This window comes from Paenibacillus sp. Y859, from assembly GCF_056786405.1.
The window spans coordinates 1-23,560 of record NZ_JBXCIZ010000021.1 but is presented as its reverse complement, the minus strand read 5'-3'; the positions used below and the strand labels follow the sequence as shown (position 1 = coordinate 23,560).

Here is a 23,560-nt window from a genome sequence, read left to right as displayed (position 1 = left end):
CATTTGATTAATTGAAAGTTCAAAGATTGGAGATACGATGTGATACAAAAAACAGCAAAAGCAAGGTTATACCTGAACGATTGAGGTCTAACCTCGAAGGTATAATTAAGAACGAAGATCTCTCAGTTGATGGAAGTCAGCTAAGGGATACATTCATATTTGCAAAGATAAAATGACTAATAAACAGTCATACAATGTTAACTTAACTATATTTGGATTCAACTAACGCAGAACGATAGTTCATCGGGTAAAAGAAAAAGAGGGGCTAATTCCCCCTCTTTACTATTTCCGTCAATATATCTCAACTATTAGTCTTTCCTGACCAACAGTGAACAGCACTCCACATGTGTGGAGTGCTCATATTTGACAAGCCGTCTGTGATTTTTAGCAGGGAAATCTGCCGCTGAACCACTTGTTATGGAATTCCCGCCTAATATTGTCACAAGCTCTTTCACTAAACCTTAATAGCTTTCCAGCAAGCTTCAAGAGTCTGTTGTATCTGATATTCATCTAAAGAATATTTACCTGCCAAATAACCTTTTATGACAGAGTTGATCATTCCAGTGAAGAGTTGGCAACATAATATGATATCCATTTCCCGAATAACACCCTCTTTTTGTCCCTGTTCAATGATTGAGAAAATTTCGATGGCCGAGGGATCTAGCCTATTCCTCAATTCTTCGGAGATATAGGGTGACTCGCAATAATTCTCAATAAACGAAAGTTCCTTGGGGTAGCTAAGTGCATAATCCATCGTGCTTTTTAGCATACCTTTTATTCTTTCATAGACAGTCAGACTGGGATCATTCCCCATCATAACTGCTTCTCCCATATGAGTACGAGCATTCATAAAGAGCTCACTAACCAATTCCTCTTTGCTTTTATAATAATTATAAAAGGTGCTAGAACCTACATTTGCCCTCTTAAAAATTTTCGAAAAGGTAACGGATTGCAAGCCCTCTTCAATAATTAAATCAAGGGTTGCAACCAAAATGTCTTCACGTTTAGTCATTTTGCACCTCACTAAGGAATTATTATTCTAATTAATTATACAACTTGATTAATAGCGTGTCAATTAAGGGAATGAATATTCCGTAAAAATAACGGTTATACGTTTAAAATCAGCTATTTAACGTACAAAATCCATAAATTTAGAATATTTTTTCTGATTTCATTGACTTTTTTACATTTAATTCTTATAGTGGAGTAGAATAAATATTCCAACGGAGGGGATAAACAACACAGAAACTCAAATTTTATATCCAGGAGGTTTTAACAATGGTCGATTACAAAGGCAAGGTGGCACTGGTTACCGGTGCTTCAACAGGTATCGGCAAGGCATACGCTACGGAACTGGCTGCTAAAGGTAGCCATGTGATTGTGGTGGCGCGGTCGAAGGATAAATTAGAGACCCTGGCAAAGGATTTATCATCTAAATATGGTATAAAGGCATATGCCTTACCAGCTGATTTATCCAAACCAGGTGCGGCGCAACTGTTGGCTGAACAAATCGCCGAGCTTGGCCTGAACGTGAATATTCTGATCAATAATGCAGGTTTCGGTACACATGGTCGTTTTGAGGAGATTTCAAGCGAGCGGGAACTGGAAATGATTAATCTAAATGTATGTTCACTCGTAGATATGACGCATCAATTTTTGCCTTACATGCAGCATCAGAAAGATGGAATTATTGTGAATATAGCTTCGCTTGGTTCCTTTCAGTCGATCCCTTATATGGCTACTTATGCCGCCACTAAAGCGTTTGTTCTTTCCTTCACCGAGGCGATCTTTGCAGAAAACCGCCACCTTGGGGTACGCATCCTTGCTTTATGCCCGGGAACAACCAAGACAGAGTTTTTCGATGTGATCGGCACAACGGATATGCCAGCAATTAATGGCACTCCCGAGTCAGTTGTGAAAGCTGGTTTCCGAGGGATAGAGAAAGGCCGTAGCTATACCATAGATGGCACCTCAAATTATTGGTTGGCTCAAAGCAGTCGTTTTCTGACACGTAAATTTACTGCCATCGTAACCGAGCGTATGACGCGTCCAGCTTCATCTAAGACTGCCGCTTCAATACCAGCTTCGGGTAAATCCAAATAAGAGGTTGGGCGTGTGGAAACTCAAAAGTGAGTTGTATCACTATTATATTCTAGGAGGTAGAATGATGAATTCGAAAGCCATACAAAAAAGAACCCTTGGACGTGAGGGATTAGAGGTTTCAGCATTAGGTCTTGGAACTATGATGATGCCAAATAACGAGGAATCGGTTCGCGTCATTCATGAAGCACTGGATATCGGCGTCACTATGTTTGACACAGCGGATATTTATGGTGAATTTGCGCAAGCGCGGTTTGGAGAAAATGAGAAGTTGGTAGGGCGGGCGCTTAAGTCTAGACGGGATAAAGCGGTGATTGCCACGAAATTTGGTGTAACGCATACCCAGGGGCCCAAAGGTGATCGGGCGTATATCAAAAAATCCGTGGATGCCAGTCTTTACCATCTCGGATTGGATTACATTGACCTCTATTATCAACACCGCTACGATCCGAATACCCCTATTGAAGAAACCATTGGAACGATGGCCGACTTAGTCAAAGAGGGGAAAATTCGTTTTATCGGTCTATCCGAAGCACCTGCTGATATCATCCGTCGTGCGCACGCCGTGCATCCCATTACGGCAGTGGAAACGGAGTATTCTTTGTGGAGCAGAGAAGTGGAAGATGAAGTACTTCCGGTTCTCAAAGAATTGGAAATTGGTTTTGTACCGTATAGCCCGCTGGGACGGGGATTCCTGACAGGACAAATTAAAAAGTTCGAGGATTTAGCAGAGGATGATTATAGACGAAATTATGAACGGTTCCAAGGCGATAACTTCATTAAAAATATGGAAGTCGCAACGCTGATTGAAGAGATGGCTACAAAAAAAATGTGTACATCTGCTCAACTTGCATTGGCGTGGCTGCTCGCCCAAGGAGACTTCATTGTGCCCATCCCTGGTACAACGCGAATAGACCGGGTGAAGGAGAATCTTGGCGCTCTGCAGGTTCAACTTACTCCAGCGGATTTCGAAGAAATTGAACGTATCTCTCCAAAAGGTTTCGCTGCCGGGGGGCGTTTCTAAATTCAAAGTAGCCATTCACGCGCTAACATTGCTTATGAAAAAAACTCCTATATAGGAGTTTTTTTGATTTTTACAAATACGTTCAAGATGAGTCGCCAATTACTGTAGAAGCAGGTTCGAAGTACTGATAATAGAATCATCTCTACCTTGTAATGTTTCCATTTGAATAAATTATCTTTCGATCCCATACTGTTTTCCCAACCGATGATTTCCAATCCATTTTCGCCGCTTAGCCCACAGCATCAATGAACTGACATATAGGCGTGCTTGAGCAATACTGTCACACCTCATTTTCGTACCATCAATATTACGCACTCCACATGTGTGGAGTACTGTTCACTGTTGGACAGGTTTATGTTGTGCCCCTAACTGTAGCATATAATAGAAAAACACTGATTATTATCTCAGTGTTTTTCTCGTTTTAATTTTTTAGTTAGCAATATCTTCTTCTGCCATTGATATTTCGAATAGCTCTATTAAGGGTTCGTCGACCATAGTCCTGCGTGTTTTAATAGAACACGTGGATGAAGTTTTAACTGTGCAACCATTAATTCTGCCAAATCTTCTGCTTGCATCACATTTTCTGGATTGCCGTCTGTTAAATTTAACTCAACAGCCATATCAGTTGCAACTGTACTCGGTGTTAACGTTGTCACGCGAATATTTTTCTTACGCACTTCAAGCATTAAAGACTCACTTAGTCCAATAACTGCAGCTTTTGAAGCCGCGTATGCACTTGTAGTTGGTGCACTTCTTTGGCCAGCTGTTGATGAGATGTTAATGATGTCGCCTGTGTTGCGCTCTATCATTTCTGGTAATACCGCACGTGTTGTATAGTACACACCTTTTACGTTGACATCGATAATATTTGTCCATTCTTCAGGCGTTAAGTCCATGAAGCTACCGAATTTTGCAATGCCGGCATTATTCACTAAAATATCGATTGCACCGAGCTCGCCACGAATTGATTCAACCGCTGCTGTGATAGAGTCTAAATCCGCTACATCCGCTGCCGCGATTGCCACCTTCACGTCATACTGTTTAAGTTCCTCTGCAACTTGTTGTAAATTTTCAAGCGTACGTCCAACAAGACCTACGTGAATACCTTCTTGCGCGAAAGCTATTGCTGTGGCACGTCCAATTCCACGCCCTGCTCCTGTAATTAACGCTACTTTTCCTGTGATTGTTTGCATGTTTTTTTGCTCCTTTAGATGAGATAGATTTATTATTGACGAAGTAGAGTGTATTAAACCAAGCAGAAACGGCTATGCCGTCCTTTTTCGAGGAGTTTATGCTTCCGATGCTAGCGATACTTCGTATCGCTTTAAGGTAACCGTCTCTGCCGAAATATAAGAAATAGAGTATCAAGAATCAATTTCATAATTACGCAACTCGATTTAGCTGCATCGGCGATTATGAAGTTGATTCAAGTAAAACTTATACTTTCTTATATTTCAATAAAATAATAATTAAGTTTGATTCGTTTTATAAAACCGTTCTAGTGGTATAATTAAATACGCTGTTTCACTCAGAAATGCTTGCCTCCCAAAACAGATAAAGATTTGTCTTTAAGACTAACTTCATTCTACCTTCAATTCTCTACATTGTGAAGAACGCACTTTTTTGAGCGGAGGTTACCAAATGGTTACTACCTATGATAGAAATAGAAAAAGGAGTTCATACCCATGTCAGATACATTAAGAAAAGAGATCAAAAAGAGAATATTAAGTCATGATTATCATTGTGAAAAAGAACTTACCTTATCGATTATTAGTGGGAAATGGAAAGTTGTTATTTTGTGGCATTTAGGTGTAGAAGGGACACATCGATTTAGCCAACTTCAAAAACTTTTCCCGAAAATATCCCACAAGATATTAACAAACCAATTACGTGAATTACTAGAGGATGGAATTGTTCATAGAGAAGTCATTCCAGATATTCCCCCGAAAGTCGAATATTCAATGACTGAACTTGGGATGACGTTATTACCAATCGTTGAAATGATGTATGAATGGGGGAAAAAACGAATGGATCAAATCAAACTAGAATAACCATACATTACTAGTGTTCAAAGGCCACTGGATTTCAATCGGCATGAACTCCCGGAAGTTCAACTCTTATCTCTAGAAACCCGCCTACTATGGAAGCACTTGTGCTGCCACCCAATTGCTCGGCTAGAAGCCTGACAATGGACAACCCTAGACCTGTGGTTCTGCTCTTTGCTTTATTGGCAGGAAAGAAACGTTCAAAAATCCGATTAACATCCAGTTCAGAAGTATTCTTCACGTGATTTCTAAACGATATGACCGCATTTTGCGCAGTCCGTATTTGTACCTCTATATCTCCATCGGAATGCCCGACGCAGTTGCGGATGAGGTTCTGAATAATTCGGTTGACCATTTCTTTATCAGCATAAGCAAACACAGGTACATTTCCCTCAATATGAACCGCTATATTGTTTTCTTCAAGCCAACCAAATACCAAAAGAAGACAAGTATGAGTTAATTGAACGCATTAAAAAACTTAGTGAAGAAAGAGATATATTTCACCTCTACAATAATATGTGGGATTTAGGACAAATCCACCTTGATTATTATCTTGGCGGTAAGGAATATAATGAAACGCTAGCGGAAACAGATGGACATGGGCGTTGGTTCGAATGGAAACAAAAATAATTAGTTCTCTATATTCACTTTTGGTAATTCACCAAATTGCCATATGCCGTTATTTTGAGTCATGTGTACTTGTAATCTTAAATCTTGACCTAACGCATAAGCAACATTAGCAGTGAAAGTAAAGAAAAGTTCTTTGTTCTGCTCATCCATACGCACGTCACTAGTACCCCAGTAGAAAGGTCGAGAGTATTTCATTTTATTTTGTGTTATATACTGAAAGCTTTCTTTCTGCGATGCCTGTTCACTAACGCGCTTTAATAGATTCTTCCAAGATTCTTCGGTTGCATCAATAACATGTTGGCTGTCTCCTACTCCAAAGAATAATATAACTTCTAACACTCTAGCTTGTTCTTCAACTAGTTGATCTATATTGAGATAGGTTTCATCGATAATTTCTGCCTCAACTAGCTTTCCTATTTTTTCATCAAGATCGATTTTAAAGGTAAGTTGGTGTGTTTCAGGTGAAGGGCTAAATAGTATTAAATGTTCCGATGTATTAGAAGATTGAAAATCATTGTCGACAGTCAGCTCTTCAAGTTGAGTTTCACCTTCCTCTGTATGAACGAGAAAATGTAATGGAAAGACACCCTTGTTTTCGGTGACAACAAAAACGCGAATATTTCTCGTTCGATGTTGATGTTTATAAAACTCATTTTGGTTTTCTCTCAGAATAAAGAGATCGAAGCCCTCGAATTCAATGATTTCCCATTCCCAAGCTTTCACGTCTTCTTCTATATGTGCGGCTAATTGTGCAATTACATTCATATCTCCGTCGGTATTAGAATAAAGCACATTAAAGTTACCCATATACCTCTTAGCGTTATCATTGGTTAGTAGTAAAGATTCGCCGTCAGATTGTAGGGTCAGTGACCCATATCTCGACTTTCCTTGAATCTGGAGATCTGTATACTCTTCTTTTTTGACGTAAATTTCAGATGGTTCTATCTTCTGCATTAATAGAGCCTTGGGAATTGAAATATCCTCATGTGGGGAACCTGACTCCGACTGTATTTTGTTCGAATTGTTATTGATCAGTTCTATCTCCTCTATGGAGGGAGTATTAAGGGAAACATCTTTACTACATCCAACTAAAATCGTAACAATTAAAATCAAGCTGATCCAGCCGAGTGAATTTCTTGATTTATACATGGTATCCCTCCTCTACTCCGTTAGAGTATCGATCTATTATTCATTTTATCATTGAGTGTCTTTGTCACTTCTGTATTCTAAAATATCACCAGGCTGACATTCTAAAGCCTTACAAATCGCCATGTTATTTACCTCAGACTATGAAGTCATTTCCAGATTTTATATCGATGGCTTCTTGTAAAAGCCTTTGAAGAACAGCAGCGAAGACCGCAATCACCATTGAAGCAAAAATAATGACCAATCCGATTAATATGATACCTGGAGCGTCGTCCATCTCTGCCATAAGATAAAAGAGTGGCATGCCTAGAACATACAAGATACTAATTGAGATTGCACAGTATTTGATAGTCTTTAATGCCTTTACAGATAAATCCGAAAAAGCTTGATTCTTATCAATATAGCTTAAAAGTTTAAAAGCTTGATACAGAGCAAAGTAAAAAGGTATCGCCGTTGCATACAAATCGATTGAAATGAGATATTTCAAAAAAGTCATATCTGGATACAATTCTACTGCAAAACTCGCTATCTCAGGCACCACAAATATGCACAAAGCAAGAACTGGAATTCCAATAAGAATAATAGCTATCTTTAAAAAGAGTGTTGTTCCTCGTTTCATAAAATGCACCTCACTAATTTATTGTTCATTTGACTTTAACACGGGATTTATCGTTTAACAAAAAATTTTTACCGAATCGAATCATATTAATGTTGTTTTTAAACCTGTATTTTTAGTTTCACAAAAAAATATAGAGCATTCCTCATTACAAAGAAATGCTCCATGACTTTAAGCTATTCTATTAATAACTTGTTCAACTAACCTGTCGATCCATTGCTGTCGGCAAGTCTTCCCCTGATGTTTATCAAACTATTGTGTTCCGTTAGTTGAATGGTTTACTTAACTGTTCATTTTAGGTATTAATCTTATTCTTATACTTTCAAAAGCAGCAACTTTCTCCTGTACTTCTTGAGTATGAAAGTATTCCGCACTTCTTATCATGTAATCCTCGAAATAATCCAATAGTGCTTTGTTTTGAGAACTTTCGCTTCTTATTTTTTCAAGTACTCCAGTTATTTCAGCTATTATTTCTATCCCTTTCCGTTCTTCATCTTTTAATTTATTAAAGCTTAGATACAGTCTTTCATCTTCAACCGCAATCGAGTCAGAATTATTCTCATATAAATAATCAAAAAATGACGAAAAATTAGCAAGCATATCAAAGATGTTGGGGTTAGTACTTATGCTGCTAATTTGGTTATAGTTGTTATATGAAAATAACGGTCCATACAACAGCGTTAATTCTCGATGCATATTACTTAGTTCTTGAAAATCTCTCGCCAAATAATTAACTGGTCTTCCTACCTCGCCAAAGTATAATTTTCTATCAGTGATTACTTGAGTGAGTGACCTATCAATGGAACCAGTTTTATTATGTGAAAGATAATCACTTAAAGCAACGCTAACGGCAACCTCATAATTTTTTGTTTTTTTGTAATTAATTACATTCATGCTTACGGATATCATTAACAATGCAACGGCTAGTATGGCTACAACCTTGCAGATTTTCAAATATTCCGCCCCCTTATCTCTAATAACTTTGCATCTTCTTAACTTGTTCGAACCCTCTTGATTGTGACCAGAACCCGTTGTCGTTCATATCTTCACTTTTCTTATACGTTCACATTCACTGGAAAGTTCTGTTTAACTGCCTTGTGTCGATATTGAACTAATCTGCACGTTAGCGTAACGAAGGGCTGCCGTTTGGCAGCCCTCATGAAATTGAACTATCGTACCCTTTAGCTTAACCAAGAAATAGTATGGGGGGTCATTTTGCCAAAGTTCACTTTACCATCCATTCACCTATTCTTTGCTAAATTTTAATTCTGACTTATTACTAATTATTGTACCAGTGTTCATACCCTCAAATATTTCTCTCATTGAGCCAATTTTATCAAAATCGAAAACATGAATCGGTAATTGGTAATCTCTAGCGAGTATAAATGCTGACTGATCCATAACCTTTAAATTAAGATGTAAAATGTCGTTATAATGCAGTGACTCATACCTTTTTGCATCTTTATTAAACTTGGGATCTTGATCGTAAACACCGTCCACACCTTGTTTTGCAACAAGAATTGCTTCACAGTTAACCTCAATTGCTCTTTGTACCGAGGGATAGTCCGTAGTCACATAAGGTTGTCCATTACCACCAGCAAATATTACTATATACCCTTTCTCTAAATGATGAATCGCTCTTAATCTAATATATGGTTCTGCCACGGAAGTAACTGGTATTGCCGTCATAACACGTACTTCAGAACTTGTTTTTGCTTTTAAAACACCTCTTAGCATTAAACTGTTTATTACCGTAGCTAATGTTCCAATGTTATCTGCCTCTGCTCTTTCTATCCCCCAATTTTCTCCCATATTCCCTCTAAAAATGTTTCCTCCGCCTATAACAAGAGAAATTTCAACCCCGAGACTTAGAATTGTCATGATCTCATTTGCAATATGTTCTAATCTTTCTGGATCGAAACCAAACTCATTACTTCCTGCTAATGCTCCACCACTTAGTTTTATAAGAACACGTTTGTACCTCATCTCATTCACCTCCAACAAAATAAAAACACTAAAGCAATGACTGCTTTAGTGTTTTTTAAATAAAGGAATATGGTTTAACTGATCTAAAAAGTTGTTCGTCACAGACAACACCATATTCCAACACCTTCCATTTCTATTATTTATAATATAAGACCGTAAGACAAAGTGCAATATAGTTTTATTTTTGATAGGCGTTTATTTGTGTATGGCAGTGCATAGCTATTAAACTCTTCTGCCTGTTAGTTTAGAAAAAGCAGCCGATCACAAGAAGCCGCGGTTCTTGTAGCCGCCTGCCATCCTGGCACACCAATTTGGCCTAAACCGCGTAGAGAAGTCCGTTATCGATGAGCAGGAATGGCAATATCATAATCCGAATTACTCGGATGTCCTATTTTTAGATGCAGGTTTTGGATTATTTTCCTCTAAATCCACCACAAAAAAACAAGCCGGGCAAATCTCGGCTTGTTTAGGCGATCGTTTATTCGGAGTACTGTAGGGCTCCAACATATTTCCAGATCATTCATTGCTTAGGCAGCACTTTCAGGCGCTCAAACTCCTTGATGATTTGGGCATCGCCAAGAAATATGTTTTTTCCTCCAAGCTCGGAACCCATGGCCAGCTTATCCCCGGATGCTCTATGGATGCTGACCGAATCGCCGGTAGAAAAATTAACTGACATTCCATGGGAGAACGTTTCCGGAAATGTCCGGGGCAGCGTAACTTCAACGCCTTCTGCGGTGATTTTCTTGAGGATGCGGCAAACCGTTCGGATCCCTTCCTGATCCTGCTTATTCGTTCCGATCAGCGGTTTATACATGAGATCCCCATCCTTAATATCTACAGACACGACCGTATCGGTAGAGCATGAGGATGCCATCTCCTGAAAGCTGCGCTCCTTGGGAAGCGCCTTTCGTTCTTCTTCATAAGACGGTCGTTCGTAGGACAGTCGTTCTGATTGGCCGTTGTTGTTTTGGAACGGACTGAGATAAGCGAAATCCAAAACGCCGTACCCCACGTCCCCGCCAAAGCTCAACGAATCCCCAGGATATGGCGTCTGGTTGTCATGCGCATATGCCAAATCTTTTCCCGTCAGGAGCTTATCGGCAAGGAACACAGTAGAGCTGTCTTTCAGGTCGATAAGTGTCAGCAGCCCGCTGCGTTTGGGCCGGACTACCAGAAAATCGGTACCCACAGCCTGGACGCCGAACACGTCGTCCTGCTGGGTCAGCTCAGGCAGATCATACGTTGAGACGACTTTCCCTTCATCGTTATATACCAACACGATCTTGCCGTCCGTCAGGACCGTATATTCAATCCAGCCGTTTAGATCATAGACCTGATAATACGACGTATTTGGCTCATACCGTTGGTCATAAGACGCATGTTTCTGCTCGACGATCCGGTTATCGCGGATCAGAAGAGTGTAGACTTCATAATGGGGATGGGGACTGGCATATCTATCCTCTAATGTCAGCACCGTATTCTTACCTTGCCTGCTAAGGTACTGAACAATAACCGTACCCTGCAACTGCGCATCCAGCTTGCCGATGGGAAGTACATCGGACTGTTCGTCTTTGCCCATATACAGGTCATGGGTCGTATGATTCAACCATATCGCAAACGGGTTCAGCTTGAGGTAATCGTTCGGCTTCGTCATGCGTACGTTATGTGTGGCCGCCTCCCATTTAACTTCCGCTCCAACAGCCTCCGAGAAAAAGCGCAGCGGTACATACACACGCCCATCAACCATTCGGAGGGGCGTGGACAGAGCGACTGGTTGCCCATTTACTGCTGCGCTGGTCGAGCCGAAGGGAATTTTAACCGTGAGTTCCGGATACCTCATCGTCACCGTTTTGGCCTGTGTGTTCCAGGACACCAAGGTTCCGAGTAGTTCCCCGATATCCCGGACAGGCAGATAAACCGTACCTTGGTCTAGGAAAGGAGGCGTTTTCGTCTTTGCCACTTTTCCGTTAATCGTGATGTTGATGTCGTTTTTTACAGATGTAGCGTGGGCTTCGGATTTGTCCGCCGATACGGGTAGCGCGATGACAAATGCTGCAGCCGTGGCTAGAAGCGTCGCCGGCAGAAATAAAGACCATCGTAATTTGAAGCGCATCTCGCAGGAAAACTTAGTTTTTAAGTTTTTATTCATCTGTTCATTCCTCCTTTAAGGTGGTTTTAAAAAATTAAATTCTATTGCCCATTTATTTTTGGCTTTTTATGGGTACTCAGCCGGAAAATATTGTGAGTGTTGGACCGTTTCTCGAAGCATTTTCGGACTTATTGTGTTTCCTTTGGTTCTTGCTTTACTTTCACAGTGGTGGGCAAGACGGCAACCACGTGGGGGAACGACTCCTTGATGCTGCAGCATGGCTCCCTGAACCTTTAAAAAAATGAATGAGCTGCGTCTTATTTACTTTTGCCTTTTTACAGTAACTGCAGATTTAATTTTCATGGGAGCTTAACTTGCCACTTTATTTTCTTGTTTTTCCTCTATATAATTCCCCAGCATATATACCATCTTTCCATACTATCTCGCCATCACCTGATAAAGCCTCAATTTTGAGGGGATCTGGTTGTCCAGGGGCTTCTTCCAAATAATAGAAATAGGTAAACCAATATCGTCCTTGCTCTGTTGAAATAATTTTTGCTTGTTGATTTAATGTGTTTTGTCTTACCATCACATTTTGTATTTCGTCATCAGTAATTAACCCTGCAAACGTCAGTATTGGAATGTTAGGATCATTAGTCATTCCCCAAGTAAAACCATCCTTTGGATTTAGTTCGGCATTCCCACTAGTGTTCCAGTATTTTTTTTTATTAGAGAAGAATGCATGGCGAAATCCCGATTCGTCTTTATACAGGACAATCATTCCCTTTTCCACATCTTCTTGATAAAGTAACTCAAACGTTTTAGGCTGTGTTTTCTCTAATAACATGTCAATTTTATCCTCTCTCGAAATTGAGCATCCTGTAATAAAAATCATTAAAATAATAATGAAAGATATCCTTCTCACCAAAATCAACACCACTTTTCTTAGAATCCCTTTGAAACAGCAACTCCTGAATGTTGCTATATATTTTGACGTTAGCACACGATAAAAGTTCCACCTTTTCACAATTTATTTGTACTGTCCTTAATACGCTATCCTGCCCGTTAGCTGAGCGGGTTTCCAGTAATGCAAAACAAGCGATGGATCGGTTCCACCGCTGTTCAATCGCATCCCTTTAGCATTATAAGCGAGATTTATTACATCTAACGATTAGATTCAGAAAACTGAATCGATTGGATCATTTCAGTTGACGGGTCAAATTGAATTGATACAAAAACCCCAAACTCGTTACCTTCTTTGCTTCTAATCCATAGTTTGAATTTCTCTTCAGACTTTTTTGGTGTTAAATTAGTACGACCAATGTGCTTATAATCAATTATGTCTGCTTTGTAATGTTTTTGTGTTTCCTCTACTGCAATTTTACCCCATTTTGCGTATTCAGGTGCAGCTTCTACTGAAACAGTAGAAATAATTAGAAGAGTTAATAGTGATATCATCAATTTTTTCATAATAACCGCCCATCTGGAGAAGTTTTCAATAATATCTCCTACATTATCCAGATATATTCTTAATCAAACCTGCCCGTCAGCCATACATGCAGCCTAAGAGCGGGCTGCACCACAGAGGATGAAAATGGATACCTCTGTCTATACTGTTTGTACGGCTGGCGAAGAAGGTCGATAAGCTATGGTGCTATAGAGCCCAACCGTTAGTCTGACTCCGACCACCACGGTGCATCACAGAATGTCGCACCCTATATGGGTAGCACTCATGGGGGATTAATCCTTTTTTGGTTGTTGCACCAGCCTTGCCTTTTTGTTTGTTGTATATGATGTTCTTTGTGCTTAAAAGATCTAACAATCTCTATATGATTACTCAAGGGGCTCAGCCTTTTTTAAAAAAGTGTTATTCTGGGTCTACTTTATTATGCTCTTTTTCAGGGTTTGAGCTAATTTAATTTTCATGGGAGCTTAATGAAAATAGGAGCAGCTGCCACAGCAACCTGCTCCTTTAACTTACGTATCCCGTTATCGAGTTAGCTTAACTTTAATGTCGGAGGCGAGGAAGGAGTAGCCCAGCCTACTTCTTCTTGTTTAAAGGAATCTCAGCAATTACCTTGTTTCCCAAAAGCACAAGCAATGTAGAATCGAATGCCGATTTCCGCACCTCTTCATAATCTACGCCCTTCTTAATGGCATATTCAAGACTAAGGGTTCTTTCCTCTTCGGTGCTAAAATTTCCTGAATCACTGCCACCACGTATTTTCATTTTTACATACTTTGTATTGGGTTCCAGCTCCATAAGTGATGCAAATGCGTTATTTGGTCTTACAGCAAAATTTAATACTTCGCCGTGATGAAACAAATGATGACCAGGCGAATCCCCAAAGAAATCCACCATGTGACTTTTTGCAATAAGCTAGCTAAACAATATGTACTTTATCTCACTATTGTGAAGTTTTCCTCACCTTCACTAATAGGCAGATTAATAATAGTCAATTTCTTGACAGATGCCCGTTTCAATGACTGCATACAATTGACCAGAAAAGAAATTTGCAACTCTTCCCCTTGTAACTCTACTTCCACACTTCCATCTTTTAAATTTTTTACCCATCCCGTTAATTGCATTCTTTGAGCAATACAATGTATTTCCAAGCGAAACCCTACCTTTTGTACCCTTCCAGAAAAGGTCACTTTCTTTCTGACTATAGTGCTTGATACAAATTTCGGAAGCCTAATGCGATTTGCATGCCGAATGACATATCCATCTCTTACTTTCTTGAAAACACTCATTCTTTCGTACCCCTTTTTATAGATATTTCATTTTCAGATTGTTGAACACTTTCCAGCTAAACTTCCCATTGAAAAACGGCTGCCAATCGGCAGCCATTTATTCTTGAACTATTGTGTCCCGTTAGCGTAGTCCTACAAGATAAGTACGTTTAGTATTCGTATCCCTTTGCCTTTGCGAATATCTTAATATCAGTAATAGCTCCTGAGTCATCTTGGCTTACATTTCGTAGTGTTCCTTCAAGGGTAAAACCAGCTCGTTCTGCTACTCGAATGCTAGCTACATTTCCGGAACTACAACGAATCTCAATTCGTTTCGCCTCTAAATGATTAATTGCAAAAGACGTAATTCCGTTAACTGCCTCCGTCATTAATCCCTGTTTTGTATGTGAAGTTCTCAGCCAATATCCAATTTCAAACTTACGAATATTCCAGTCAAAGCGATGAAGCCCACTGCTTCCAACAAATTGACCCGTGTTCTTATCAATTAAGTGTAGAACTAAATCTGTCCGTTCCAGAAAGTTAAGCCTAGCTTTACGGACATAGGCTTCTGAATCATCAAGTGTAGGAAGATTCTTTACAAACGGTAACCATGGACGCATCTCATTTACACTTTCAGTTATTGCCTCGTTTATTAAGGTTCCATCTCCGAATTGAGGAGCACGTATGATTAATCGTTCTGTCTCAAATGTTTCTGGAAATGAAAGCAAAATAGGGTTACCTTTCATATGAAATCCTCCTTTTTCTACACTATACAACGGTATTACTAATCATTTTTATGAAACCATTCTTAGTCGCGGTATCAATTAACCGTTGAATAGATTGTCTTGCGATTTCGCTAAATAAATACCATTGTTTTTCAGTAGCATCATAAATTAAAACTTCTGGGTATCCCTTTAAGCTTTCCTCTGGAAAATATTTTAATAAAGTATAAATATCAAAACGCTTTAGACTATTACCTTCTAGGTCCAAAAAGTCATATTGACCTTCTTTATAATAAGATCCAGGAGTATCGATCGTATACATCCACGAATAATTCGCAGGAGCTTCGACTTTATTGCCTTTGTTGTCTACAAAAACATTATAAATGGTTTCGTTATATGCGTTCCCGTTACTTTGCTGTACTACGCCACCCATAGTCATATGGTATTCCTGTTGCAATGCTTGTACTTTTACACCATCTATGACCAATGCCTCGCAATCAACAGTAACTGTGGAATTTCTGTAATTGACCTTACAGCCGAATGTTTCTGAAAGGAAGCGAAGCGGAACCATCGTGCGATTATTCTTTATATATGGTTTTACGTCAAGCAGAGACGTTTTTCCGTTTTTTATTACGGTATTGCTATGCAGGTTTAATATGACCTGCATATTATTTTTAGTGAGAGTAACTTCGGAATTAGACCAATTGACTGTAGCCCCCAAATTTTCACTAATAACACGCAAAGGCACCATTGTACGATTGTTCTTAATTTCAGGTTCCACCTCGGATGGAATAACAACACCGTCAACCTTGATTTGGATGTTAGTTGCAACTGCATAAGTAGGTATAGAAGTAATTACTAGTACAATTACAAGTAAAATCCCTGAAAATATTCGTTTCATTATTAAACAACTCCTTTTTATTTGTACTAAACCAACAGGTTAGCTAATCGCTTTACGAATGTCATAATCGGTTAGATCGATATCTAATTCCATTCCTAGCGCTAACTTAGCCAACTGACTCCGATATAAGGGCCCATCGTCAATCCGGAGGCTCCGAGACCGTTTCCCGCAAGAAGTCCTTCCCAGTCTGGAATGGCACCTATGACCGGAAGAAAATCGGCTGTAAAAGGACGGAAGCCTACCCTTACTTCCTGAAATGTGCTCTCTGCTAGATTAGGTGCGAATGTAAGACTTTTCAATGTAGGGACGGATAATAAGGCGCTCTGTTTCTAAGCGCATCGTAGATAAGGCTGTTTCCAACTTCGATATCCCCCTAATCTATAGTAGTTGTACATGTATCAGACTAAAGTACGTAATTTGGCATAGTTACTCCTTCTTCTTGTTATAGACGGTCTTGGAATCATTTAGTTACGAAAAACGGTCTGTTTACGAAAAAAAACTGCCGATCCATTGGACACGATAGCGTAATCAATCATGTTTATGCTCTTTGTCCTCATGAATAATCCAACTCACCGCCTGAATGCGCCCCTGGTAACAACTTCGCAGGTACTACCCCTGGTCGAGAAAAAGGGACCCAATCCAGATCGGATGGGTCCCTGCTTCATTTTCTTACGGCTTGGCGGTTCCGGTAATCTTCTCGAAGTACGGGGCCAGCTTGGAGCCGAGCTGCTCAAACTGCTGCTGTTCTTCTTTGGTCAGCTTCTCCTCATGTTTGACCCCATTTTCATCGGTCATCTTCACCTTTAATTGCATCAACTGCTTGAACAGCTCCATATACTCCTTGAATTCGTCTTCCGTAAGCTTGCCTTTTGCTGCTTGAAGCATTCCCTCAATCTCTTGATAATCTTCTTGTGTACCACCGCGCTGTTCAATGGTCGCAGAAGAACCGAAAATATCATCGGCCAGATAGGAAGCAGCAAATACGGCAGACGGAATCAGGATTGCTACTGCGACAATACCTGCCAGCATGCGTTTTTTCATGGGAAATCTACCTCTCTTTTCGTTTAGATAGTGTTGATAGGACTGTTGGACACGTCCATACAAATCGGGTGGGCAGTGCATCGAATCTGCTGCCTGGCGTAGTTCTTCACGCAATTGCTTGTCAATGGACATACACGTCTCCTCCCGTCATTTCGTAACGTTTCCGGAGTTCTTTCAGTGCCAAATGATGCCTGGATTTCACTGTGCCCACGGGGATCTGCAGCATGTCTGCGATTTCTACCAGAGCATAGTCGTGAAAATAGCGCAGGATGACGACCATACGTAGTTTGTACGACAACTGGCGGACAAGGCTGAACAGTTCATGCTGCATTTCGGACTGCAGGACAGCTTTGTCCGTCCAGTCGAACTGCTGTTGACAAGTCATCTGACGGTTTCGTTCAAAGAGGCGAATTCTCCTCCATGTCTTTCTTTTCCAATCCTGGACCTGGCGTACAGTGATCCCGTGCAGCCAATACCGGAACGGCCGGTTCGAGTCGTACGTGTGAGATGACCTCCACATGCGCATGTAAATTTCATTCACGATATCCTCAATGTCCTGTTTGTTGTAGACGAGAAAAGCAACCGTCCGATAGACGTCTTGATGAGTCGCCTGATAGACAATCTGAAAAGCCGACTCGTCGCCCAACGTTGCTTTTTCAAGCCACGGGAGTAACTCTTTATCATTCATGGGGGCCCCTCCTTGACATGTTACAACCCTTAATTCGCTCTCACGGGGAAAAAGGTTCAGTAAGAGATTAAACTTTTTTGACGATACTCGTCAGGTATATCCCTGATTTTTTACACGTTTGGTGAGGTAACCCCTATTCGAACAAACCTGCCTTTTAGCGGAAAAGACCTGCCGATCCATTACTGTCGGCAAGTCTTCCCCTGATCTATATTGAACTATCGTGTCCCGTTAGCGTAATGAGTTGTACTATGACTTGTCATTAATCCTTATTAAAATATTCACTTACCAACACTATCAAGCCAAGAACAAACAATAAAACACCCACTATGAATGGGAAACCTAAAAACAAACTCTGTACTGCTTCATTTCCATATTGTTTTGCACCGAAAATTGCATACCAAAGCTTTGATCCATTCCAACTAGTGATACTTGGGACATATAAAGCGGCGGTTAGTAAAATAGCTAAAGATATCAAGGACCCAGTAAACATAAATATTCCACCTATTATTACCTTCTTCATTAAAAATCCTCCATTCGCACTGACTAATATAGCTCACCATCACTAAAATATATAACAATGACCACAGTTAAAAGTTGCACTACACTGCCCGTTAGTTGAACGGATTTCCAGCAATGAAAAACAAGCGATGGATCGGTTCCACCGCTGTGCTATCGTGTCCCGTTAGTTGAATTTAAATTTTCAATATAAAAAAAGATATGAATATTTTTTTATATCATGATAACATCCAAAATGTAGAAAATAACAGATAAGAAAGGAAGAAAATCAAGCTATGGATATTAAAATCGAAACTCTACCGAATTATCGCATTGCGTATGTACGACAAATTGGACCCTATGGTCCTGCCAATGTTCAAGTAATGCAAGAATTAAAAAGATGGGCGATGGAGAAAAAAATACTTACTGAATCGGCTATATTATTCGGAATTCCACATGACAACCCGCAAACAACACTTCCTGAGAAATGTAGATATGATGCATGTATTGTGATTGCAAAAGATAACCAAATTGATGGTTTTGTCAACGAAAGTGAACTCTTTGGTGGAGAATATGTTATTTTAAAAATCAAACATACAGCAGAAGATGTTCAAAGAGCATGGTCAGAAATTTTCCCAGCTATAAACGAAATGGGATTTTACCCTGACGACAAGCCGATCTTAGAAAAATACTCTGGTAACAACAATGACTTTTGCGAAATATGTGTTCCAATAAAACGGTTATAATTAACGAAATCTCCGTTATTAATAAATTTGTAGCCGGTCGTGCTGACCGGCTGCCTTTTTGTGCTTATTGAGCAGTTTAACTCTTAGCGAATAAAGATAGTTGCATGCGCAGACTTTTTTTATCAACCTTATCCACGGCAGTTCGAGGGAGTGTATCGAGAATAAATATCTTAGTCGGCCATTTATACCGTGCAAGGATAGGTTCGCAAACTGCCCACAACTGTTCCAGTTCTAAGCTACCGTCGTCTCGCAGAACTATACAAGCAACGAGCTCCTCTCCTTCGTCGGGTAGTGGAAGTCCAATAACAGCCGCTTCCGCAACCTGTTGATGTGCCATGATCACTTGTTCCACTTCAGGACAGTATACGTTAGAACCACCTACGATGATCATATCCTTCAGACGGTCTAATACAAATAGATAACCGTCAGCATCCAGACAACCCTCATCGCCTGTTCGAATCCACCCCTCGCTCATAGTTTCACTAGAAGTCTCTGGTTGGCGCCAATACCCTAACATCGTCTGAGCACCGCGAACAACGATTTCACCAGGTTCATTTTCTACTGCCTCCCGTCCATCAGCGGTGATAACTCGAACCTGAAAGGCTTGTTCTCCCTGAATGGCTAGGTCGGCGGGACGACCTACTGATCGAAGACGAATCGGATCATCTATATGATGTATTGGTAGTAATCGACTTATCGCCATCCCACATTCCGCTTGTGAATAGTTGTTGACGATCAACGCTCCTGGGAACTGTGCAACCGCACTCTCTAGAGTAGCCGGTGAGATGACAGAGCCACCACAACCAATTATCTTGAGACTTTGCAAATCTCTACCGGTAGCGGAAACCTCGCTGGTTAGGTCACGAAGCAATTGTCCGACCGTGCTGAGGTGCGTAATCTGTTCGCGTTCAACTGTCTCAACTATACACTGAACGTTAGCCGGATATTCATCGAGAAAGACCAGACATCCCCCAGCTGCCATGGTCGCCCACAGTTGGAATTGCCCGACTAGGTGCGACAGATTAAGCACTAGCACTCGACGCCCAATATCATATCCGAACCCAACGGAAGGAGTTAATTGATTCCAGGCTGCCATTCCACGATGCGAATGCATTACCCCCTTCGGTCTACCTGTAGTTCCTCCTGTATAAATAAGTACGGCTGTATCATCAATTTTACGGTCACACGTACCAATTGATGGTGATGTAAGATCCTTTTGTAAAAGAGATCTCAACAAATTAGAACTCGAACCTTCTTCAGTGGCAAACAGTGTCGGAGAGTTCGAGAGAAGTTTTACAGCGGAGTAGGCGGTTTCTGCGTGACGATTGTCATGGATTAGAAAGTTCGGTTCAGCGTCATCAAGAATAGCTGCAATTTCCGGAGGGCTTAGCAACGGTGAAATCGCAGTTGGTATGACACCAATCCCAACCGCAGCATAGAGCACAACAACCATCTGGGGATCAGGATCCCCGAGAATAGCAAGTCGATCTCCTGGCCGAAGACCCTCGACATAGAGAGCACTCCCGAGCTTTTCAGCGTGACGATGAAGCTCCCCATAAGAAATAGTCTGCCCATATCGTAAAAGTGCTGGCGCATCAGAAAACAAACTTGCTGCCAATGGTAGTCGTTCAAATAGAAACAATTCAATTCCCCCTTAATCTAGTATGAACACTAGGATTAGTGAGATTATAGCATATTATTGAAAATATTAGACATAACACTTTTCTATTACTTTCATTAGCTCACCTAATAAATCACTGAACTAATCTCCCTCTACGAAGAAAGCATTAGCTCTCATTTCCTCCTGTTTTCTTAAGTTTTCATAGCATCATTGGTATTTGAGCATAAGTGTCTCATGAAGGACAAAACGGTAAAAAGCCTAAAATGAATAGTAAACCTCTTCACCTTCAAGAAAATCACAACAAAGCGTCCTGCACAACTTTGCAGCGTGTTCTTTAATCCAACCATTCTTATTAGGATCGTGAATGAAAAAGACATAACTAATGAATATATCCATAAAGATTTGCCCTTCAATATATCGGATATCAGAAAAGGAAAACTCCGTTTTAGATGCGTAACCTTCCAATAATGTCTTTCTGAACTCGCTTTTAAGCATGGAAGAAGCACTTCCCACATCAAACAAGTAATAACCATATCTGAAAAGACAAAAATCTATAAGTATCGGGTTTTCTTCTGACACAATGACATTTCCCAGTTGCAAAACAGCATGAACATGCCCCCATGAATTTTCCCTTGAGTCAAGTTCTTTTAGCTGTTCTTGGACTAATGTAAGTACTTTTTTGATAATATCGAAATCATTTTGATTGAGGAAACCTTTGTTTACTCCTTGTTGAAGTTCTGTTAATACCTCATCGATCCTTTCAGCATTATAAACAGGCCGATGTAATTCCACTGGTTTCAAAGTCTGTGAAAACTCATGCAATTTAGCTAAATTTCCACCTAATCGATAGATGATTCGGTCAATATGTGCTTCAGCTAACGAAAGAGTCGAACCATCAATCCATTCAAGAAGAGTTGCGAAAATGGGACCTAACTGGTCAGAATGATATTCTGTAACTAGTTGGCCCGCTTTGTTTACAACAGGTTTCTGAGCACCCCTCTAGAAACCGTTAAGGGCGTTATACAAGCTCTGGAACAACTCGATGATGATAACTCAAAAAAGTTAGCAAACTTGATGAGAATAAATAATACTCATATTACGTAATTCAGGAAACCCCGGAGCTCTACGGATGGATGATTGAACTAACGTGTTCCGTTAGCCTAATAAATACATTAGACCAGCAACTGCAAACGAAACGACTCCTGCTAAAGCAGACCATGTAGCAACTTTCTTCTTTATTTCACGTTCTTCCTTAGGCTCTGAGTAAAAATTACCTCTTTGTTGGTAGCCAGTCGTCCATGCTCCAATGCAAAGACCAGAAACAAAAATGAGAATAAACCCTAGATAGATAAAAAAATTCATAATTCATCTTCCTTCCCAATCACCCTAGTTTTTAATAAAACGTTTATTACAGGGAAAGGTTGCAAGCGAGTAAGTGAAGTTCTTTTACGTTAAACTGCCCGTTAGTTGAGCAAATAAAAAAACGGCTACCGAAGCAACCGCTATTCCACTATCGTGTCCCGTTAGTTGAACAAACAATGTCTATATATTGCTCTGTGACGAGTCCGGAGTTTCCAAAATTATGAATTATATATTTCTCTGTTTAGATTCACAATATCTTTATGTGAAAATCCAGCTGAAAACTTCTCCATGACCTTATCCCGTAGGAATGGTGCTTTTTCTTTATTTTCCTTTTTCAATGCTTCCGCTAGTTCCTCTTTTGTTAGTTCTGTACAGTATGCAGGAGTTCCTGGCTGTTGTCTCCACGAATCACTTAAAGAACCACTGTCTACTGCATCGAAGCCTAGCTCGTTTACTACGTCCATGATTATTTGTTTTTGTGATACGTCATTACCAGCAATCGCCATGGCAATGCGACCACTAGTACCTTCGGGGGTTCCTTTATTTTCTAAAGTATAAGCTAATTGATTGTTGAAAGCTTTAACGATAGGTCTTCCTAATTGATTTGAAACCCAAACACTTTCAACGATCCCGTTCTCAATTTCTTCAATTTTATTGTCTCTAAAAGGATAATAATTCGAAGTGTCTACAGCGATTACTTCCTCTCCAGCTTGATCTACAATGTTACGAATGCTAGGCATTACATGAACAGGGATAGATATTATAAGAACATCAATATTTGTTATTACATCTTCTACACTCACAGGTGTTCCAGCAATCTCTTTTCCTTCTAAACGTTCAATTCCTCGAGCATCTGCAATTTTGACATCATGTCCATTCTTAACTAATTTTTTAGAAATAATTGTCCCTATTGGTCCTGCACCTATAATTCCAAATCTCATTATTGTTCCTCCTAAATATAGTGTTACTTCTTTTGTGACTTTTTAAAGTATTGATTATATAATAAGCTTAATACTCTATTTTTTGAAGTAGGCAATAAAAATTGACGTAGTACACTTTTTTGTACTCAACAGAAAATAAAGGTGATATGATGGCTAGAATATGTAAGGATGGATTTGAAAAGGAGTTTATTAAGGAAAATAGAGACCTCTATGGGATTGCTTATACTCAAAACATGCTATCGGGTCGTTGGAAATGTCTCATACTTTGGTTTCTAAAATCAAAAGAATATCGTTACAATGAAATTAAAACTTTTTTATGGGATATTTCACAAGGCTCACTTACAAAACAACTTCGAGAACTAGAATCCGATGGTTTAATTGAACGTAATGCTTTTCCAGAGGTACCACCACGCGTTGAATATTCGTTAACACCAAAAGGGAAAGAATTTATTCCTATCCTCGATTTGATGGAGGATTTCGGGAAAAAACATGGAGAAAAATAGAATAATAAACGCATATAACTGCGGACCTTATATCCAAATATGTTAAAGCGATTGAACTACTCACCACTTAACCGACCTTACGGTCTGTTTGAAGTGGGAGATTCCTAAGAACACCAACCTAACGGTTCGTTTTTGATTAGGCGATCCCCGTCATTCCAACGGTTAGAA

At 39.9% G+C, this 23,560-nt stretch carries 26 protein-coding genes and 3 pseudogenes; 6 read left to right on the top strand and 23 right to left on the bottom strand.

Annotation, left to right across the window (positions count from 1 at the left end; translation table 11 throughout):
• Nucleotides 1-454 precede the first annotated feature (454 nt).
• Nucleotides 455-1,012, bottom strand: coding sequence for a TetR/AcrR family transcriptional regulator (locus tag AC1TO8_RS22940; protein ID WP_482057905.1), 558 nt, complete (start codon nt 1,010-1,012; stop codon nt 455-457).
• A gap of 266 nt (nt 1,013-1,278) precedes the next feature.
• Here AC1TO8_RS22940 and AC1TO8_RS22935 point away from each other — a divergent pair, with 266 nt between their 5' ends.
• Nucleotides 1,279-2,103: an SDR family NAD(P)-dependent oxidoreductase gene (locus tag AC1TO8_RS22935; protein WP_482057904.1), complete on the top strand. Its 825-nt coding sequence runs from the start codon at nt 1,279-1,281 to the stop codon at nt 2,101-2,103.
• Nucleotides 2,104-2,182: 79 nt separating this feature from the next.
• The gene (locus AC1TO8_RS22930) at nt 2,183-3,124 is read left to right on the top strand and encodes an aldo/keto reductase (RefSeq protein ID WP_482057925.1); all 942 of its coding nucleotides are present in this window, start codon (nt 2,183-2,185) and stop codon (nt 3,122-3,124) included.
• Between the two features lie 476 nt (nt 3,125-3,600).
• Here the strand turns inward: AC1TO8_RS22930 and AC1TO8_RS22925 are convergent, their stop codons facing one another.
• Entirely contained in the window at nt 3,601-4,317 is a 717-nt protein-coding gene (locus tag AC1TO8_RS22925; protein WP_482057903.1) for a 3-ketoacyl-ACP reductase, read from the bottom strand.
• Between the two features lie 492 nt (nt 4,318-4,809).
• Here AC1TO8_RS22925 and AC1TO8_RS22920 point away from each other — a divergent pair, with 492 nt between their 5' ends.
• A complete protein-coding gene (locus AC1TO8_RS22920; protein WP_482057902.1) occupies nt 4,810-5,175 on the top strand; it encodes a winged helix-turn-helix transcriptional regulator in 366 nt (121 codons plus the stop codon).
• Nucleotides 5,176-5,209: 34 nt separating this feature from the next.
• On the opposite strand, the gene AC1TO8_RS22915 is transcribed toward AC1TO8_RS22920, so the two are convergent.
• Entirely contained in the window at nt 5,210-5,524 is a 315-nt protein-coding gene (locus tag AC1TO8_RS22915; protein WP_482057924.1) for an ATP-binding protein, read from the bottom strand.
• 68 nt (nt 5,525-5,592) lie between these two features.
• On the opposite strand from AC1TO8_RS22915, the pseudogene AC1TO8_RS22910 reads away from it, so the two are divergent.
• Nucleotides 5,593-5,799, top strand: a pseudogene (locus tag AC1TO8_RS22910) (DUF2332 family protein); the annotation flags it as partial.
• On the opposite strand, the gene AC1TO8_RS22905 reads toward AC1TO8_RS22910, so the two are convergent.
• From AC1TO8_RS22905 to AC1TO8_RS22830, 16 genes and pseudogenes are all read right to left on the bottom strand, one after another.
• Complete coding sequence (locus AC1TO8_RS22905; protein WP_482057901.1) at nt 5,800-6,948, bottom strand: hypothetical protein; 1,149 nt, start codon at nt 6,946-6,948, stop codon at nt 5,800-5,802.
• Nucleotides 6,949-6,996: 48 nt separating this feature from the next.
• Nucleotides 6,997-7,071: a helix-turn-helix domain-containing protein gene (locus tag AC1TO8_RS22900; protein ID WP_482057923.1), complete on the bottom strand. Its 75-nt coding sequence runs from the start codon at nt 7,069-7,071 to the stop codon at nt 6,997-6,999.
• A gap of 10 nt (nt 7,072-7,081) precedes the next feature.
• Entirely contained in the window at nt 7,082-7,564 is a 483-nt protein-coding gene (locus tag AC1TO8_RS22895) for a DUF2975 domain-containing protein (RefSeq protein WP_482057900.1), read from the bottom strand.
• A gap of 279 nt (nt 7,565-7,843) precedes the next feature.
• Nucleotides 7,844-8,515 carry a hypothetical protein gene (locus AC1TO8_RS22890; RefSeq protein WP_482057899.1) on the bottom strand — a complete coding sequence of 224 codons (672 nt, stop codon included), beginning with the start codon at nt 8,513-8,515 and terminating at the stop codon, nt 7,844-7,846.
• Nucleotides 8,516-8,806: 291 nt separating this feature from the next.
• Nucleotides 8,807-9,547, bottom strand: coding sequence for a UMP kinase (pyrH, locus tag AC1TO8_RS22885; RefSeq protein WP_482057898.1), 741 nt, complete (start codon nt 9,545-9,547; stop codon nt 8,807-8,809).
• A 520-nt stretch (nt 9,548-10,067) separates the two neighbouring features.
• Nucleotides 10,068-11,699, bottom strand: coding sequence for a copper amine oxidase N-terminal domain-containing protein (locus AC1TO8_RS22880; protein ID WP_482057897.1), 1,632 nt, complete (start codon nt 11,697-11,699; stop codon nt 10,068-10,070).
• Between the two features lie 322 nt (nt 11,700-12,021).
• Complete coding sequence (locus AC1TO8_RS22875; RefSeq protein WP_482057896.1) at nt 12,022-12,486, bottom strand: hypothetical protein; 465 nt, start codon at nt 12,484-12,486, stop codon at nt 12,022-12,024.
• A gap of 317 nt (nt 12,487-12,803) precedes the next feature.
• Nucleotides 12,804-13,109, bottom strand: coding sequence for a DUF3889 domain-containing protein (locus AC1TO8_RS22870; protein ID WP_482057895.1), 306 nt, complete (start codon nt 13,107-13,109; stop codon nt 12,804-12,806).
• Between the two features lie 571 nt (nt 13,110-13,680).
• Entirely contained in the window at nt 13,681-14,001 is a 321-nt protein-coding gene (locus tag AC1TO8_RS22865) for a hypothetical protein (protein ID WP_482057894.1), read from the bottom strand.
• Nucleotides 14,002-14,039: 38 nt separating this feature from the next.
• The gene (locus tag AC1TO8_RS22860; RefSeq protein ID WP_482057893.1) at nt 14,040-14,393 is read right to left on the bottom strand and encodes an acylphosphatase; all 354 of its coding nucleotides are present in this window, start codon (nt 14,391-14,393) and stop codon (nt 14,040-14,042) included.
• Between the two features lie 149 nt (nt 14,394-14,542).
• The gene (locus tag AC1TO8_RS22855) at nt 14,543-15,118 is read right to left on the bottom strand and encodes a GNAT family N-acetyltransferase (RefSeq protein WP_482057892.1); all 576 of its coding nucleotides are present in this window, start codon (nt 15,116-15,118) and stop codon (nt 14,543-14,545) included.
• Nucleotides 15,119-15,140: 22 nt separating this feature from the next.
• Nucleotides 15,141-15,995, bottom strand: a complete 855-nt coding sequence (locus AC1TO8_RS22850) for a copper amine oxidase N-terminal domain-containing protein (RefSeq protein ID WP_482057891.1) — start codon at nt 15,993-15,995, stop codon at nt 15,141-15,143.
• Between the two features lie 39 nt (nt 15,996-16,034).
• A pseudogene (locus tag AC1TO8_RS22845) lies at nt 16,035-16,291 on the bottom strand (NAD(P)/FAD-dependent oxidoreductase); the annotation flags it as partial.
• Nucleotides 16,292-16,664: 373 nt separating this feature from the next.
• Nucleotides 16,665-17,168 (bottom strand): DUF3600 domain-containing protein, encoded by a 504-nt coding sequence (locus AC1TO8_RS22840; RefSeq protein ID WP_482057890.1) that lies wholly within the window; start codon nt 17,166-17,168, stop codon nt 16,665-16,667.
• The gene (locus AC1TO8_RS22835) at nt 17,158-17,724 is read right to left on the bottom strand and encodes a sigma-70 family RNA polymerase sigma factor (RefSeq protein WP_482057889.1); all 567 of its coding nucleotides are present in this window, start codon (nt 17,722-17,724) and stop codon (nt 17,158-17,160) included. Before AC1TO8_RS22835 ends, AC1TO8_RS22840 begins: the two co-directional genes overlap by 11 nt.
• Before the next feature lie 259 nt (nt 17,725-17,983).
• Nucleotides 17,984-18,244 (bottom strand): hypothetical protein, encoded by a 261-nt coding sequence (locus AC1TO8_RS22830; RefSeq protein WP_482057331.1) that lies wholly within the window; start codon nt 18,242-18,244, stop codon nt 17,984-17,986.
• A gap of 271 nt (nt 18,245-18,515) precedes the next feature.
• Between AC1TO8_RS22830 and AC1TO8_RS22825 the strand changes: the two genes are divergently transcribed.
• Nucleotides 18,516-18,965 (top strand): AraC family transcriptional regulator, encoded by a 450-nt coding sequence (locus AC1TO8_RS22825; protein WP_482057888.1) that lies wholly within the window; start codon nt 18,516-18,518, stop codon nt 18,963-18,965.
• Between the two features lie 76 nt (nt 18,966-19,041).
• Here the strand turns inward: AC1TO8_RS22825 and AC1TO8_RS22820 are convergent, their stop codons facing one another.
• From AC1TO8_RS22820 to AC1TO8_RS22805, 4 genes and pseudogenes are all read right to left on the bottom strand, one after another.
• Complete coding sequence (locus AC1TO8_RS22820) at nt 19,042-20,607, bottom strand: class I adenylate-forming enzyme family protein (RefSeq protein WP_482057887.1); 1,566 nt, start codon at nt 20,605-20,607, stop codon at nt 19,042-19,044.
• A gap of 237 nt (nt 20,608-20,844) precedes the next feature.
• Nucleotides 20,845-21,519, bottom strand: a pseudogene (locus AC1TO8_RS22815) (phosphotransferase); the annotation flags it as partial.
• A 222-nt stretch (nt 21,520-21,741) separates the two neighbouring features.
• Nucleotides 21,742-21,948 carry a DUF5316 family protein gene (locus AC1TO8_RS22810; protein ID WP_482057886.1) on the bottom strand — a complete coding sequence of 69 codons (207 nt, stop codon included), beginning with the start codon at nt 21,946-21,948 and terminating at the stop codon, nt 21,742-21,744.
• A gap of 218 nt (nt 21,949-22,166) precedes the next feature.
• Nucleotides 22,167-22,889, bottom strand: coding sequence for an NADPH-dependent F420 reductase (locus tag AC1TO8_RS22805; RefSeq protein WP_482057885.1), 723 nt, complete (start codon nt 22,887-22,889; stop codon nt 22,167-22,169).
• Nucleotides 22,890-23,038: 149 nt separating this feature from the next.
• Here AC1TO8_RS22805 and AC1TO8_RS22800 point away from each other — a divergent pair, with 149 nt between their 5' ends.
• On the top strand, nt 23,039-23,392 hold the full coding sequence (locus tag AC1TO8_RS22800) for a winged helix-turn-helix transcriptional regulator (protein WP_482057922.1): 354 nt from the start codon (nt 23,039-23,041) through the stop codon (nt 23,390-23,392).
• Nucleotides 23,393-23,560 lie beyond the last annotated feature (168 nt).